Below are 13369 nucleotides of genomic sequence, written 5' to 3' on the forward strand. Positions count from 1 at the left end.
CTGATGCACCATAATCGGCAAACTTGACGATCAATCGAGGCGCCAAATTGAAAGGAACTGAACTGGATCTGTATGCAACTGAAGAGCCAGGCCATACTTTGGCTTTCAATCTTTTCGATGGCACATGGGTGTCCGATGTGCCGGGCTACGGTTTAGGTATGGCGCCCCATTTCGACGATGGGCGTCTCCACTGGTTCGAGATCATGTGCGGCGGCTTTTCCGGAAAAAGCGTGCTCGAACTCGGACCCATGGAAGGCGGCCATACGTTCATGATGGCCAAAGCCGGCGCCTCACGTGTCCTTGCTATCGAGGCGAATTCGAAGTCCTTTCTCAAATGCCTGCTCGTGCAGAATGCATTGAAGTTCAATGCCGAATTCATGTATGGCGATTTCAGAGAATTGCTGAAAAAGCGCGATCAGCGATTCGATCTGATTCTTGCAAGCGGTGTGCTCTATCACATGATGGATCCGGTATCGCTACTGGAAGATATGGCATATGCGTCAGATTCGATCTGCATCTGGACGCACTATTACGATGCCGAAGTCGCGCGAACGAATGCGAACCTGCAAAGGTACGTCGATCCGACGCCAACCGTCTCGGAGTTTCGCGGACGCGAAGTGCATCTCCACCGACATAGTTATCTCGACAGCATCAACAACGTAAAATTCATCGGCGGGACTGCTCCGCAAGCCAACTGGATGACCCGCGAAAGCCTGATGGCGGTCCTCGACGCACTGGGTATGACGGTGATCGTCGGCGTGGACGATCGCGAACAACATCCGGCCGGCCCGTCGATTCTTCTTTACGCTGCTCGCATTCCGCATTTCAACGAGGCGCACTATCTTCAGCGCAACCCCGACGTAGCAGAAGCCGTTGCGCACAAGCACATCAGCTCTGGCGCGGAACACTACATCCGCTATGGCCGTGCGGAAGGGCGCTCGTTCGAGTGATCGACACCGCGCAGCCAGCGTCGTGTTCAAGCAAGTTACCCTAAAACGCGAACCCGGAAAGTTTCCCGAACATGAATACTCTCGAGAATCAGCGCTTTTTCGATAAGCCCGTCGTCGCGGACGTTCCGATCGACAATCAGACCCAGGTCTTCAAATTCGAAAAATTTCCCGCGGCGGGCCCCGTTCCCTGGCTCGATCGACCGGATGCGCTGGAGCGGGTTGCCGAGCTGTTGTCCCAAGGCGTAATCAGCGAGCAGCAGGCCGAATGGTGCCGCAAATGGGTGAGCGACGGCTACCTGATCATTGAGGGTTTCTTCAAGACGGAACAGCTCGATTCGACGTGGCAAGCCTACGAAAACGCGATTGCCGACGGCACGCTGCGGCCGCCGCCCGAGCCGCTTTTCGAAGGCGATACGCTGCCTGGGCGCACGCTGAATCCGCATTTCAACGTGCCGGCTGTTCGCGAGATGCTGTTCGACGCGCGCATGAACGAGATCGTGAGTCTGCTGCTGGGTGCGAAATCGGCGCCGTTCCAGACGATCGGCGGTCACAAGAGCAGCGAGCAACTCGAGCATTCCGATTCGATTCACATGTCGACCTATCCGAACGGGTATCTGGTCGCGAACTGGATCGCCTTCGAGGATATTCATCCCGACTCCGGGCCGCTCGTTTATCACCCCGGCACGCACAAGCTGCCGTATCTGATGTCGACTGAATTGGGCATGCCGTTCGGTTGCGGGTATTCCGCTTATCACGACATCTACGAACCCGCGATTCAGAAGCTCATCGCTGAACGGTCATCGGGCCCACAGCACTTCTACCCGAAAAAGGGCGATGTGCTGTTGTGGCATGCGAACCTGCTGCACGGCGGCAGCAAGATGCGCGATCCGGCGCACGTGAGTCGCAAGGCACTGGTTTGCCATTTTTTCGCGGATGGCTGTTTGTGCTATCACGACCTGACCGGCATGCCGTCGAGCCTGACGCCAATCGTCGACTTCGACGGCGAGGCGTACCTCGAGGCCAATCCGGACGTCGCCGCGAGCGGCGCGGCAATGCATTGCAGCACTACATCTACTACGGTCGATTCGAAGGTCGCCCGTTGAGCAGCGCCGAATCGTTTCAACGCAAGGCGCGGCTTGCCCAACTGCCTGACGGTTTCGATCCGAAGCTTTACCTCGAAGCGAATCCCGACGTCGGCGCGGCGGGTGTCGACCCGGTCGATCACTTCGTCGACTTCGGCCGCGCGGAAGGCCGGCCGTTGCGGCCCTGAGTCATGCGTGGCGCCGAAGCAGGCGAAGGCGGCCTGCTTCGGCAAGTTCGCGGAAGGTGCATGTCGAAACCTTTTGTCCGCGTCTCGCGCGCACAGTCACCCGGGTTGACGACCCGCCTGCGCCCAAAGCATGCGTTCGAGCGCGCCCGCCCCGGCACGGGCCGCCCGCCCTCACGCCGCCCGTGCCAGCCTCCTTTGTGCATGTCCTCCGGTCTTGCTCTAAACTAGCGCCCGCCCAACCCACGCCCCGATGCGCCCCGTCACGAGCAACAACCGATGCCCCCAGCCTCCATCGATCCCGCCGATTCCCCGCATTTCAGCCTGCCGAAACACCCGCCGTTCCAGCGTTTCTGGTGCACCCGCATCCTGTCGTCGCTGTCGTTCCAGATGCTCGCGGTCGCGATGGGCTGGCATGTCTACGCGCTCACGCATAGCGCGTTCGCACTTGGCCTCGTCGGCCTCGCGCAGTTTCTGCCGATGTTCCTGCTGACGCTCGTCGTCGGCCATGTCGCCGATCGTTACGATCGCCGCCGCATCGCCGCCGTTTGCCAGAGTCTCGAAAGTGTCGCTGCATTGCTGTTCGCGATCGGCACCTTCGGCGGCTGGATCAGCGCGCCGGTCATCTACGTGCTGGCTGCCTGCGTCGGCGCGTCGCGCGCGTTCGAATCGCCGGCCGTGGCGTCGCTGCTGCCGGCCGTGGTGCCGCGCGGCTATCTGCCGAAGGCGACCGCGTGGGCGACGTCCGCCAATCAGACCGCGCAGATCGCCGGGCCCGCGCTCGGTGGTCTGCTGTACGGCATCGGTCCCGGTGCCGCGTATCTCGCGTGCACGCTGACGTTCGCGGCGGCGGCCGCGTCGGTGTGGAGCATTCCGTTGCAGATGAAGCCGGCGAGCCGCGCGCCCGTCACGCTCGAATCGATCTTTTCGGGCATCGCGTTCATTCGTCGCGAGCCAGTGATTCTCGGCGCGCTGTCGCTCGATCTGTTCGCGGTACTGTTCGGCGGCGCGACCGCGTTGCTGCCGATCTTCGCGCGCGACGTGCTGCACGCGGGCCCGCTCGGTCTCGGCCTGTTGCGCTCGGGCACGGCGATCGGCGCGCTCGCGGGCACGATCTGGCTCGCGCATTTTCCATTGCGCAACCGGCCCGGCGCGGCGATGTTCGGCGGCGTGATCGCGTTCGGCATCGCGACGATCGTGTTCGGGCTGTCGCATCAGTTCCTCGTGTCGTTGTTCGCGCTGATGGTGCTCGGCGCGTCGGACACGATCAGCGTGGTGGTGCGGCTGTCGCTCGTGCAATTGCGCACGCCCGATGAAATGCTCGGCCGCGTCAGCGCGGTCAATTCGTTGTTCATCGGGACGTCGAATCAATTGGGCGAGTTCGAATCGGGCCTGACCGCGGGATGGTGGGGCGCGCAGCCGGCGGTGCTGGTCGGCGGTGTCGCGACGATCGTGATCGCGCTGTTGTGGATGCGGTTCTTTCCCGAACTGCGGCACACGCGTACGCTCGAGCGCGAAGAGGCGCTCGCGGCGAGCGCCTGATTGCCAGGGCCTGGGCGCCATCGCCCGATCCATGACACGACGAGGAGACGAACCGCATGAGCCAGTCCGAACTGCACCCCGCCGCGCCGGTCGCGGCGACGATCTATCGTGGCGAATCCGTCGAGAACACGCATCTCGCGCACGTCGCGGTCGTCGATGCGGACGGTCGTCTGCTGTATTCGTTCGGCGACGCCGCGCGCATGACGCTCGCGCGTTCCGCCGCGAAGCCGGCCCAGGCGCTCGCGGTGCTCGAAACCGGCGCGCTCGAGCGTTGCGGTTTCGACGAAGCCGATCTCGCGCTGATGTGCGCATCGCACAGCAGCGAGCCGCGTCATATCGAACGCACGCGCGGCATGCTCGCGAAAGCGCAGGCGAGCGAGGCCGATCTGCGTTGCGGCGGCCATCCGCCGTTATCGGATGCGGTGTACGTCGACTGGATCCGGCGCGGCTTTGCGCCCACCGGCGTGTGCAGCAACTGTTCGGGCAAGCACGCGGGCATGCTGGCCGGCGCGCGTTCGATCGGCGCGACGCTCGCCGGCTATGAGCTGCCCGGGCATCCGTTGCAGGTGCGTGTGAAGCAGACGGTCGCGAGCGTCTGCGATCTGCCCGACGAGGGCGTGCAATGGGCGATCGACGGCTGCAATCTGCCGACGCCGGCGTTTGCGCTCGACCGGCTCGCACGTCTGTTCGCGAAGCTCGCGGCGGCGCAGGATCAACAGGAAACCGAAGCCGCCGCGACGACGCCGCGCGCGGCCGCGCTCGCGCGCATCTATCGCGCGATGACGTCGTACCCGGAACTGGTCGGCGGGGAGGGGCGCTTCTGTACGCTGCTGATGCAGGCTTTCGATGGCGCACTGGTCGGCAAGGTCGGCGCGGACGGCAGCTATGCGATCGGCGTACGGGCATCGCGGCAGACCGCGCGGCTCGGCGCGAAGGGTGCGCTAGGCATCGCGCTGAAGATCGAGGACGGCAATCCCGCCGTGCTCTACGCGGTCACCGCCGAGTTGCTCGCCGTGCTCGATATCGGTACGCCTGAACAACGCGCGGCGCTCGACGGCTTTCATGCGCCGCAGCGCCTCAACACGATGGGCGTCGAGATCGGCCGGATGGACTTCTCGATCGAGCTTGCCGCGCATCGTTGAGCGCGGCGACCCGATTCACTGCTCGACACTCCAGAGCTCAAGCCGCCGCCGCCTTCGCCGGCGCGGCGCCCAGGGCATCACGGATCGCATCGGCGAGCTCGCTCGCCGCGAACTTCGCGACATAGCCGTTGGCGCCCGCGTTCTTCACATGCGCCTCATTGGCCGCGCCCGTCAGCGACGAGTGAATGATCACCGGAATATCGCGCGTGCGTTCATCGGCCTTGATCTGGCGCGTCAGCATGAAGCCGTCCATCTCCGGCATCTCCAGATCGGTCAATACGAGCGCGATGGTGTCTTTCGCGCGCGCGCCGTTTTTCTGCGCTGCGCGCGCGACCTGCTGCAGCGTCTGCCACGCTTCCTCGCCGGTCTTCGTCATGATGTAGTCAGCGCCGATCGCGGTGAGCGCCTGTTCGATCAGCTTGCGCGCGAAGCCGGAGTCGTCGGCGGCGAGGATCTTCGCGCCGCGGCGGATGCCGAGCGCCTGGCCGACCGAGGCCGGATCGACGCTCGGATGCTGCGACGGGAACACGTCGCGCAACACCTGCTCGACGTCGATCACCTGGGCGAGGCGCGAGTCGCCGGTATTGCCGTCGATGCGCGCGATGCTCGTGACGAGCTTGCCGCCCGCCGAGCCATCGGCCGACAGCACCTGGTTCCATTCGAGTCGCACGATGTCGTCGACTTCCTCGACCGCGAAGGCCTGCGTCGAACGCGCGAATTCGGTGACCAGCAGGATGTTCAGGCCGCGCGTCGGCTCGCAGCCCATCAACCGCGGCAGATCGATCACGGGGATGATCTGCCCGCGAATGTCGACCGCGCCCATCACGTAAGGCGACGATCCGGCGATCGGCGTGACGGTCGGCATCGTCGAGATTTCGCGCACCTTGAACACGTTGATCCCATACAACTCGTGCGCGTCGCTGCCCGGCACGTGGCCGAGGCGGTATAGCAGCAGCTCGAACTTGTTGGAGCTCGTCAGGTTGCTGCGTTCGGTGTGGCGCTCGTGATTGGCACGGTGGTCGTCTGCCATCGGAATCGTTCTCCAGAATTGCGGTGCTGAGCGGTGCTGAGCGTTGCCTGTATCTGGTTATCGGCGCCGATGGCGAAAAATTCAGCACTGCGTGGCAGCGTCGAGCGGCGCGCGATTCACACGAATACGGCAAACGTGTGCGCATTCATATGAGGGTTACCTAAGGTTACAGAAGCGACAGCAGCGTTTCACCTGCCCGACGGCGTGGCTTCTAGAATCGGCAGCGATAAAAGCGTGGCGCCGCGCTGGGCTCGCAAGCAGTCCGCAGCGTTTTGCATCGCACGCTTCGTTCGCGGCGCACACGTGTCCGTCGTTTTGCTTTCAGATGCTTTCACCTCAAGGAGAACGTATGATCCGCCTGCCTTCCGTCCCTTCCGTCGCTTTGGCCCGCATCGCCACCGTTGCCTGCTTCGGTGGTCTTCTGACGGCCGCCTCGGTGGCCAGCGCGCAGAGCGCCGCGTCCACGGACACGGGCCGCCTGCATGCCGCCGACCAGACCTTCATCGCGGACGGCACGCAAGCCGTCGCGACGCAGCGCGATGCCGCGCGTATCGCCACCGCGCGTTCGGCCGACCGCGACGTGAAGGCCTTCGCCGAGCGCGTGTCGAGCGACGACGCCAGGATCACCGACGCGTTGCGCGCGGCGAGTCCGCGCGGTGTCGACGTGCCGAAGAGCGATCCCGATGCGGCCGTGCTCGCCAGCATCAACCACCTGCGCGGCGCGGACTTCGACAAGGTGTACATCGAGCAGGTCGCGCTCGCGGGTGAACAGAAGGCACTGTCCGCTTTCCAGGCGGAAATCGCAGCGGGCCGCGACGAGCAGTTGAAGGCCGCCGCGAAACAGGCGCTGCCGACGATCCAGCAGCACTATGCGATGGCGCAGGATCTCGCGAAGCGCAAGCATCTGTCCGTGGCCGCGCAATAAGCGGCGTCACGTCGCTACGCGGCAGGCGGCGGTACTTCGAACCCGGGCTTTTCGGCGATAATCGTGCGCTTCTTCCGACGATTCTTCGCGCCTCCGATTCCAGGTACCGCATGAGCAAGCACGCCAGTCTGCCGCAACAGTTGGACCATCTGCTTCGACAAGCCGTCGCGCTCCAGCAGAACGGCGCGCTCGTCGAAGCCGAGGAGTTGTATCGCGAGATACTCGAACTGAAGCCGAAGCATGGCGACGCGTTGCGCTGGCTCGGCGAACTCGCGCTGCAAACGGGCCGCTTGCAGGAAGGCATCGATCTGCTGAAGAAGGCGCTCGTGGTCAACGCGAGACAGCCGGCCGTGCATTCGAATCTCGCCTATGCGCTGAACGCGTTGCAGCGCCATGACGAAGCGCTCGCGTGTGCCGAGCGGGCGCTCGCGATGCAGCCGAAATTCGCCGATGCGTTGAACAATCGCGGCAACGCATTGGCGGCGCTGAACCGTCCGCTCGATGCGCTCGCGAGCTACGAACGCGCGCTTTCGCTCGTGCCGGAGTTTGCGCCGGCGTGGAACAATCGCGCATGCGTGCTGCGCGATCTCGGCCGCTATGCCGATGCGCTCGATAGCTGCGACCAGGCGCTCGCGTTGCAGCCGAACTATCCGGATGCGTGGAGCAATCGCGGCAACGTGCTCGGCGATCTGAACCAGCCGCACGAAGCACGACACTGCTACCAACGCGCGCTGGAACTTGCGCCTGCTTTCGTCGATGCATGGAACAACCTCGGTCTCGCGCAGATCGATCTGAATCAGCGCGAACAGGCGTTGTCGAGCTATCAGCGCGCGCTTGCGTTGAATCCGGCGTCGGTCGAAACGCACTGGAACCAGGCGCTGTGCCTGCTGCAAATGGGCCGCTTCGATACCGGCTGGCGCGAATACGAATGGCGTTGGGAGCGCAGCCGCATCAAGGCCGGCAGGCGCGCGTTCGCGCAGCCGTTGTGGCTCGGCGACGTTCCGCTCGACGGCAAAACGATTCTGCTGCATGCGGAGCAGGGCCTGGGCGATACGTTGCAGTTCTGCCGCTATGCGCCGCTCGTTGCGAAGCTCGGCGCGAAGGTCGTGCTCGAAGTGCCGGGCGCGTTGTTGCGATTGCTGTCGACGCTCGATGGTGTCGATCAGTTGATCGAAGCGGGGCAGCCGTTGCCGCCGTTCGATTGTCATTGCCCGCTGCTGAGCTTGCCGCTTGCGTTCGGCACGAACGAAGCGAGCATTCCGGCGGCGACGCCGTATCTTTTTGCGCAGCCGGCGGCCGTCAGCGAATGGCGTGAGCGGATCGAACACGACGGCAACATCAACGCGGATGCCAACGCAATCAGGCCGCTGAAAGTCGGCCTCGTCTGGGCCGGCGAGAACCGCGCGCATATCGCCGAGCTGCGCAAGATCGACGCGCGTCGGTCGCTCACGTTCGAGCAACTCGCGCCGCTCCTCGAGGTGCCGAACGTTCGCTTCTTCAGCGTGCAGAAGGGCGCGGCCGCGCCGCAATTAGCCGAAAGCGCCTACGGTGAACGCGTCGCCGATTACACCGGGCTGCTGCACGATTTCGCCGATACCGCCGCGCTCGTCGCCAGTCTCGATCTGGTGATTTCGGTCGACACCTCCACCGCGCATCTGGCCGGCGCGCTCGACAAACCCGTCTGGATCCTGAACCGCTTCGACACCTGCTGGCGCTGGTTGCTCGAACGCAGCGACACGCCGTGGTACCCGTGCGCACGTCTGTTCCGTCAACCGGCGCTCGGCGATTGGGGCGGCGTGATCGATGCCGTGCGCGATGCATTGGTGAATCTGAGCGCCACGCCTTCGTGACGCCTTCGGGCGGAGACGCGTAGACTGAACTTCCGTTCATCGATGGCAATGCCACGGAGAGTTCTTCAATGGAATACAGACATCTGGGTGCATCGGGTTTCAAGGTGCCGGTGCTGAGTCTCGGCACCGGTACATTCGGCGGCAAGGGTGAATTTTTCCAGGCGTGGGGCGCGACCGACGTCGCCGAAGCGCGGCGTCTGATCGACATCTGCTTCGACGCGGGCGTCACGATGTTCGACACCGCCGACATCTATTCGAAGGGCGCGTCCGAGTCGGTGCTCGGCGAGGCGCTGAAGGGCAAGCGCGACAAGGCGATCCTGTCGACCAAGGCGACCTTTCGTTTCGACGACGATCCGAACGGCGTCGGCTCGTCGCGCTTCCATCTGATCCAGGCGGTCGATTCAGCGCTCAAGCGTCTGCAAACCGATTACATCGACCTGTTCCAGTTGCACGGCTTCGACGCGAAAACGCCGATCCCCGAAGTGCTGTCCACGCTCGACGACCTCGTGCGCGCGGGCAAGATCCGCTATATCGGCGTGTCGAATTTCTCCGGCTGGCATCTGATGAAGTCGCTCGATATCGCCGACCGTTACGGCTATCCGCGCTATGTCGCGAATCAGACCTACTACTCGCTGGTCGGGCGCGACTACGAGTGGGAGCTGATGCCGCTCGGTGTCGACCAGGGCGTCGGTGCCGTGGTGTGGAGCCCGCTCGGCTGGGGCCGCTTGACCGGCAAGCTCAAGCGCGGCCAGCCGCTGCCGGAGACGAGCCGTCTGCACAAGACCGCCGACATGGGGCCGCCGGTGCCGGAAGACTATCTGTTCCGCGTGCTCGACGCGCTCGACGAAATTGCCGCCGAAACCGGCAAGACCGTGCCGCAGATCGCGCTGAACTGGCTGCTGCAACGGCCGACCGTCGCGACGCTGTTGATCGGCGCGCGCAACGAGGAGCAACTGCGGCAAAACCTCGGCGCGGTCGGCTGGAATCTGACGCCGGAGCAGGTCGCGAAGCTCGATGCGGCCAGCACGGTGCGCCCCGCGTATCCGTACTGGCATCAGGAAGGCTTCGCGGAACGCAATCCAAAGGCGGTTTGAGCGGCGGGTCGACCACGTTCCAGGCGCCGCAGCCGGCGCAATGCGCTGGTCCAGCGCGGCCGCACGCTGGACCAGCGCATCCCATCAAGCCAAACCGCCATTGGCCCGCAATACCTGCCCATTGACCCAACCCGCATCCGGGCCGACCAGAAACGCGACCACGCCCGCCACGTCTTCCGGCTCGCCGAGGCGTTGCAGCGGCGGCATCTTCGCGAACGTCTCGATCTGCTCGTCGGTCTTGCCTTCGAGGAACAGCGCGGTCGCGATCGGTCCCGGCGCGAGCGCATTCACTGTGATGTTGCGCCCGCGCAGTTCCTTCGCGAACACACGCGTGAACGCTTCGACGGCTGCCTTGGTCGCCGTGTAGATGCCATAGCCGGGCAGGTTCAGCGCGAGCACGCTGGTCGAGAAATTGACGATGCGCCCGCCGTCGTTCAGGCGCGCGGCCGCTTCGCGCAGCGTGTTGAAGGTGCCGCGCACGTTGATGTCGAAGGTTTGGTCGTAGAGTGCGTCGGGCGTGTCGGCGAGCGGCGTGGGCTTCATCACGCCCGCGTTGTTGACGAGCACATCCACCTTGCCGAGTTCGCGTTCGGTGATTTCGAACATGCGACGTACGTCGCCGGGCTTCGACACGTCGGCTTGCACCGCGACCGCCTTGCCGCCAGCTTCGCGGATCGCGCCGACGAGCGCGTCGGCTTCGCCCGCGCTCGCTGCGTAGTTGACGGCGACCGCGTAGCCGTCGTTCGCGAGCCGCTGTGCGATCGCCGTGCCGATGCCGCGCGATGCGCCCGTGACGATGGCGACTTTCGGTTGTGGGTTCGTGTTCATGATTGGTTTCCTCATAGAAGGTGGTGGATCGGTGAGGTGAATCATGAACGCTTTGCGCGCAGAGATAATCCGATTAGACTCGCCATCATCATTCCGTTTGCTTTAATAATCCGCCGCTATGGACCGTTTCGAGGAAATGCGCGTATTCGTGCGGATCGCCGAGCGCCAGAGCTTCACGCGCGCCGCCGACGACCTGCAAATTCCGCGCGCGACTGTCACCAACCTGATGAAGCGCCTCGAGCAGCGGCTCGGCGCGCGGTTGCTCGAACGTACGACCCGCACGGTGCGGCTCACGCCCGACGGTGAAGCGCACTACCAGCGCTGCGTGCGCCTGATCGCCGATCTGGAGGAGGCCGAGGGGGCGTTTTCCAATCTCGCGCCGAAGGGGCTGTTGCGCGTGAACGTGCAGGGCACGCTCACGCGGCACTTCGTGGTGCCGGCGCTGCCCGCGTTTCTCGCGCGCTTTCCCGACATCGAGCTGATGATCGGCGAGGACGACCGGCTCGTCGACCTCGTGCGCGAGGGCATCGATTGCGTGCTGCGCGCGGGCGTGCTGCAGGATTCGTCGATGGTCGGGCGGCGCGTCGCGCAACTGCAGCAGGTGACGGTCGCGAGTCCCGCGTATCTGGCCACGTATGGCGAGCCGGCCGATCCTGACGCGCTGTCGACGCATCGCGCGGTCAACTACGTGTCGAGCGCGACCGGCAAGCCGGTGCCGCTCGAATTCCGCGTTGACGGGCGGGATGCCGCGCTCGTGCTGCCGTCGGCGGTGTCGGTCAGCGGCGCCGAACTGTACACGGGCGCGGCCCTCGCCGGGCTCGGCATCGTGCAGGTACCGCGTTACCGCGTGGATGGCGAGTTGGCGGCGGGGCGGCTGCGGGTCATTCTGGCGGACTATCCGCCGCCACCGATGCCGGTGTCGGTGCTGTATCCGCAGAACCGGCAGTTGTCGTCGCGCGTGCGGGTGTTCGCGCAGTGGCTGCGGGAGATTTTCGAGCCGGTGAGCTGAGGGAGCGAAAAACGCAAAGGAATGCGTTTTCGTGGTTAACGCCTGGACATGTGCGCCTCGCATAATGTCATTCTCAAGAGCGCAGAAAGCCGCCCGTGATCGAGGGTGGACGCACAGAACGACCGGGGGATCTGATCATGAATCGTTTTCGTTCGCTGGGTGTGGCGACGGGCGCGGCGCAGTTCGCCAGTGCCGACATCCTCAGCCGGATGAGCATGGCGTCGCGCCGGCCAGGCGCCGCGCGCCCCTTCGATCTGATTTTCGAACCGCGCGCGTGGCAGGGGCCCGCCGCGCCCGAGGCGACGGACCCGCAGTTCAAGATCCACGTGTTCGACACGATGCGCGCGTTCGAAAAACGCGGCGTCGACGCGATCGTGCTGCCGTGCTTTCTGAGCCACACCTTCATCGACGAACTCGCGGCCAACGTCAGCGTGCCGGTCGCCAACATCATGACCGCGCTGTCCGCGCACGTGCGGCGCACCTATCCGTCGGCGCGCCGAATCGGCGTGCTGACGTCGGCGGCGATTCGCACGAACGGCCTGTTCGAGCGCTACTTCGAAGCCGGGCAGTTCGACGTGTGCTATCCGCGCAACGACACCGGTTTCGACGGCGTGACGAGCGCCGTCTTCGGTGTCGGGGGCATCCGCGATGGGCGCCTGCACGGGCGGCCCGTCGAGCTGTTGCGCGCGGCGTGCGCGGATCTGGTCGCGCAGGGCGTCGACGTGATCGTGCCGGGGCTCGCGGAGATCGGCCTCGTGCTGCGCGCGCTCGGGCGCATCGAGGTGCCGCTCGTCGATACGAACCAGGTGTATGCGCGCTATGTCGCGGCGGCGCAGTACACGCAGCCGGAGCGGGCGTTCCGCCTCGGCGTGGTCGGCGGCATCGGGCCGGCCGCGACCGTCGATTTCATGGCCAAGGTCGTGCGCAACACGCCGGCCGCGCGCGACCAGGACCATATCCGGATCATGGTCGAGCAGAATCCGCAGATCCCCGACCGCACCGCGGCGCTGCTCGAGCGCGGCGACGATCCCACCCTCGCGCTGTACGCGGCCTGCAAGACGCTCGAGGACGGCGGCGCGGATCTGATCGCGATTCCGTGCAATACCGCGCATGCGTTCGTCGAGCGGCTCCAGCCGGCGCTGCGCGTGCCGATCGTCAATATGCTGACCTGTACCGCCGATTATCTGCGCGAGACCTTTCCGGGTCTGCGCGAAGTGGGCGTGCTGGCCACCTCGGGTACGCTCGCGAGCCGCGTCTACGAACAGGCGCTCGACGCGCGCGGCCTGGTGCAGATCGCGCCGTCCGCCACTGCGCAAGCGCGTCTGATGAACGCGATCTACGGCCCGCGCGGCGTGAAGGCGGGGCACGCGTCGGGTGAATGCTGCGAGGACCTCGCGGCGGCTGTCGACGATCTGCTCGCGCAGGGCGTGCAGGTGATCGTGCTCGCGTGCACGGAGTTGCCGTTGCTGTTGCGTGAACCGGTGCTCGCGTGTCCGGGCGGGCGCGTGGTGCGGCTGGTCGATCCGACCGACGTACTGGCGAGGCGCTGCGTTGCGTATGCGCTTGGCGACGGTGTCGCGCGCGTAGCCCCGGCGGGTTGCGCGACGCCGGATGCGGCCGGGCGCTCGCGGGTTGAAAGCGCGCTCGGCTAGTCAGGCAGCGTGACCGCGGCGCAGCCGTTTGATCATCGCCGCCGATCCAGAGGTCAAAGGGCGCCCGAGCCCGCCATGGA

Annotated in this window: 12 protein-coding genes; 10 read left to right on the forward strand and 2 right to left on the reverse strand. The window is 65.1% G+C overall.

The genetic code is table 11. The features are described 5' to 3' along the window. Positions 1-47 precede the first annotated feature (47 nt). From OKW37_RS09975 to OKW37_RS09995, 5 genes are all read left to right on the forward strand, one after another. Complete coding sequence (locus OKW37_RS09975) at positions 48-950, forward strand: class I SAM-dependent methyltransferase (RefSeq protein ID WP_429406747.1); 903 nt, start codon at positions 48-50, stop codon at positions 948-950. Positions 951-1021: 71 nt separating this feature from the next. After that, positions 1022-2053: a phytanoyl-CoA dioxygenase family protein gene (locus tag OKW37_RS09980; RefSeq protein ID WP_429509806.1), complete on the forward strand. Its 1032-nt coding sequence runs from the start codon at positions 1022-1024 to the stop codon at positions 2051-2053. Continuing rightward, a complete protein-coding gene (locus OKW37_RS09985) occupies positions 2050-2220 on the forward strand; it encodes a hypothetical protein (RefSeq protein WP_429509808.1) in 171 nt (56 codons plus the stop codon). Before OKW37_RS09980 ends, OKW37_RS09985 begins: the two co-directional genes overlap by 4 nt. Positions 2221-2496: 276 nt before the next feature. Then, positions 2497-3759: an MFS transporter gene (locus OKW37_RS09990; protein ID WP_429406743.1), complete on the forward strand. Its 1263-nt coding sequence runs from the start codon at positions 2497-2499 to the stop codon at positions 3757-3759. A 56-nt stretch (positions 3760-3815) separates the two neighbouring features. Beyond that, positions 3816-4901, forward strand: coding sequence for an asparaginase (locus OKW37_RS09995; RefSeq protein WP_429406741.1), 1086 nt, complete (start codon positions 3816-3818; stop codon positions 4899-4901). A gap of 37 nt (positions 4902-4938) precedes the next feature. On the opposite strand, the gene OKW37_RS10000 is transcribed toward OKW37_RS09995, so the two are convergent. Beyond that, positions 4939-5931, reverse strand: a complete 993-nt coding sequence (locus tag OKW37_RS10000) for a chemotaxis protein (protein ID WP_429406739.1) — start codon at positions 5929-5931, stop codon at positions 4939-4941. A 349-nt stretch (positions 5932-6280) separates the two neighbouring features. Between OKW37_RS10000 and OKW37_RS10005 the strand changes: the two genes are divergently transcribed. The 3 genes from OKW37_RS10005 (at position 6281) to OKW37_RS10015 (ending at position 9800) form a co-directional block, all read left to right on the forward strand. Next, a complete protein-coding gene (locus OKW37_RS10005; RefSeq protein ID WP_429406737.1) occupies positions 6281-6856 on the forward strand; it encodes a DUF4142 domain-containing protein in 576 nt (191 codons plus the stop codon). A gap of 110 nt (positions 6857-6966) precedes the next feature. Then, on the forward strand, positions 6967-8706 hold the full coding sequence (locus tag OKW37_RS10010; RefSeq protein WP_429406735.1) for a tetratricopeptide repeat protein: 1740 nt from the start codon (positions 6967-6969) through the stop codon (positions 8704-8706). A gap of 68 nt (positions 8707-8774) precedes the next feature. Continuing rightward, complete coding sequence (locus OKW37_RS10015; RefSeq protein ID WP_090803887.1) at positions 8775-9800, forward strand: aldo/keto reductase; 1026 nt, start codon at positions 8775-8777, stop codon at positions 9798-9800. A gap of 84 nt (positions 9801-9884) precedes the next feature. Here the strand turns inward: OKW37_RS10015 and OKW37_RS10020 are convergent, their stop codons facing one another. After that, entirely contained in the window at positions 9885-10628 is a 744-nt protein-coding gene (locus OKW37_RS10020) for an SDR family oxidoreductase (protein WP_429356930.1), read from the reverse strand. A 118-nt stretch (positions 10629-10746) separates the two neighbouring features. Here OKW37_RS10020 and OKW37_RS10025 point away from each other — a divergent pair, with 118 nt between their 5' ends. Both OKW37_RS10025 and OKW37_RS10030 read left to right on the forward strand, forming a co-directional pair. Further along, positions 10747-11637, forward strand: a complete 891-nt coding sequence (locus OKW37_RS10025) for a LysR family transcriptional regulator (protein WP_429406733.1) — start codon at positions 10747-10749, stop codon at positions 11635-11637. A gap of 137 nt (positions 11638-11774) precedes the next feature. Further along, entirely contained in the window at positions 11775-13289 is a 1515-nt protein-coding gene (locus OKW37_RS10030) for an amino acid racemase (RefSeq protein ID WP_429406731.1), read from the forward strand. The last annotated feature ends 80 nt before the right edge of the window (positions 13290-13369 follow it).

Source organism: Paraburkholderia sp. MM5482-R2 (assembly GCF_050436125.1).
Lineage (GTDB): Bacteria > Pseudomonadota > Gammaproteobacteria > Burkholderiales > Burkholderiaceae > Paraburkholderia > Paraburkholderia tuberum.

What these genes read in the sequence shown, in the direction of transcription:
- OKW37_RS10000 (WP_429406739.1), bottom strand. Translation starts at nt 5,931, where the DNA reads ATGGCAGACGACCACCGTGCCAATCACGAGCGCCACACCGAACGCAGC.
- OKW37_RS10025 (WP_429406733.1), top strand. Translation starts at nt 10,747, where the DNA reads ATGGACCGTTTCGAGGAAATGCGCGTATTCGTGCGGATCGCCGAGCGC.
- OKW37_RS10010 (WP_429406735.1), top strand. Translation starts at nt 6,967, where the DNA reads ATGAGCAAGCACGCCAGTCTGCCGCAACAGTTGGACCATCTGCTTCGA.
- OKW37_RS09995 (WP_429406741.1), top strand. Translation starts at nt 3,816, where the DNA reads ATGAGCCAGTCCGAACTGCACCCCGCCGCGCCGGTCGCGGCGACGATC.
- OKW37_RS09980 (WP_429509806.1), top strand. Translation starts at nt 1,022, where the DNA reads ATGAATACTCTCGAGAATCAGCGCTTTTTCGATAAGCCCGTCGTCGCG.
- OKW37_RS10030 (WP_429406731.1), top strand. Translation starts at nt 11,775, where the DNA reads ATGAATCGTTTTCGTTCGCTGGGTGTGGCGACGGGCGCGGCGCAGTTC.
- OKW37_RS10015 (WP_090803887.1), top strand. Translation starts at nt 8,775, where the DNA reads ATGGAATACAGACATCTGGGTGCATCGGGTTTCAAGGTGCCGGTGCTG.
- OKW37_RS10020 (WP_429356930.1), bottom strand. Translation starts at nt 10,628, where the DNA reads ATGAACACGAACCCACAACCGAAAGTCGCCATCGTCACGGGCGCATCG.
- OKW37_RS09990 (WP_429406743.1), top strand. Translation starts at nt 2,497, where the DNA reads ATGCCCCCAGCCTCCATCGATCCCGCCGATTCCCCGCATTTCAGCCTG.
- OKW37_RS10005 (WP_429406737.1), top strand. Translation starts at nt 6,281, where the DNA reads ATGATCCGCCTGCCTTCCGTCCCTTCCGTCGCTTTGGCCCGCATCGCC.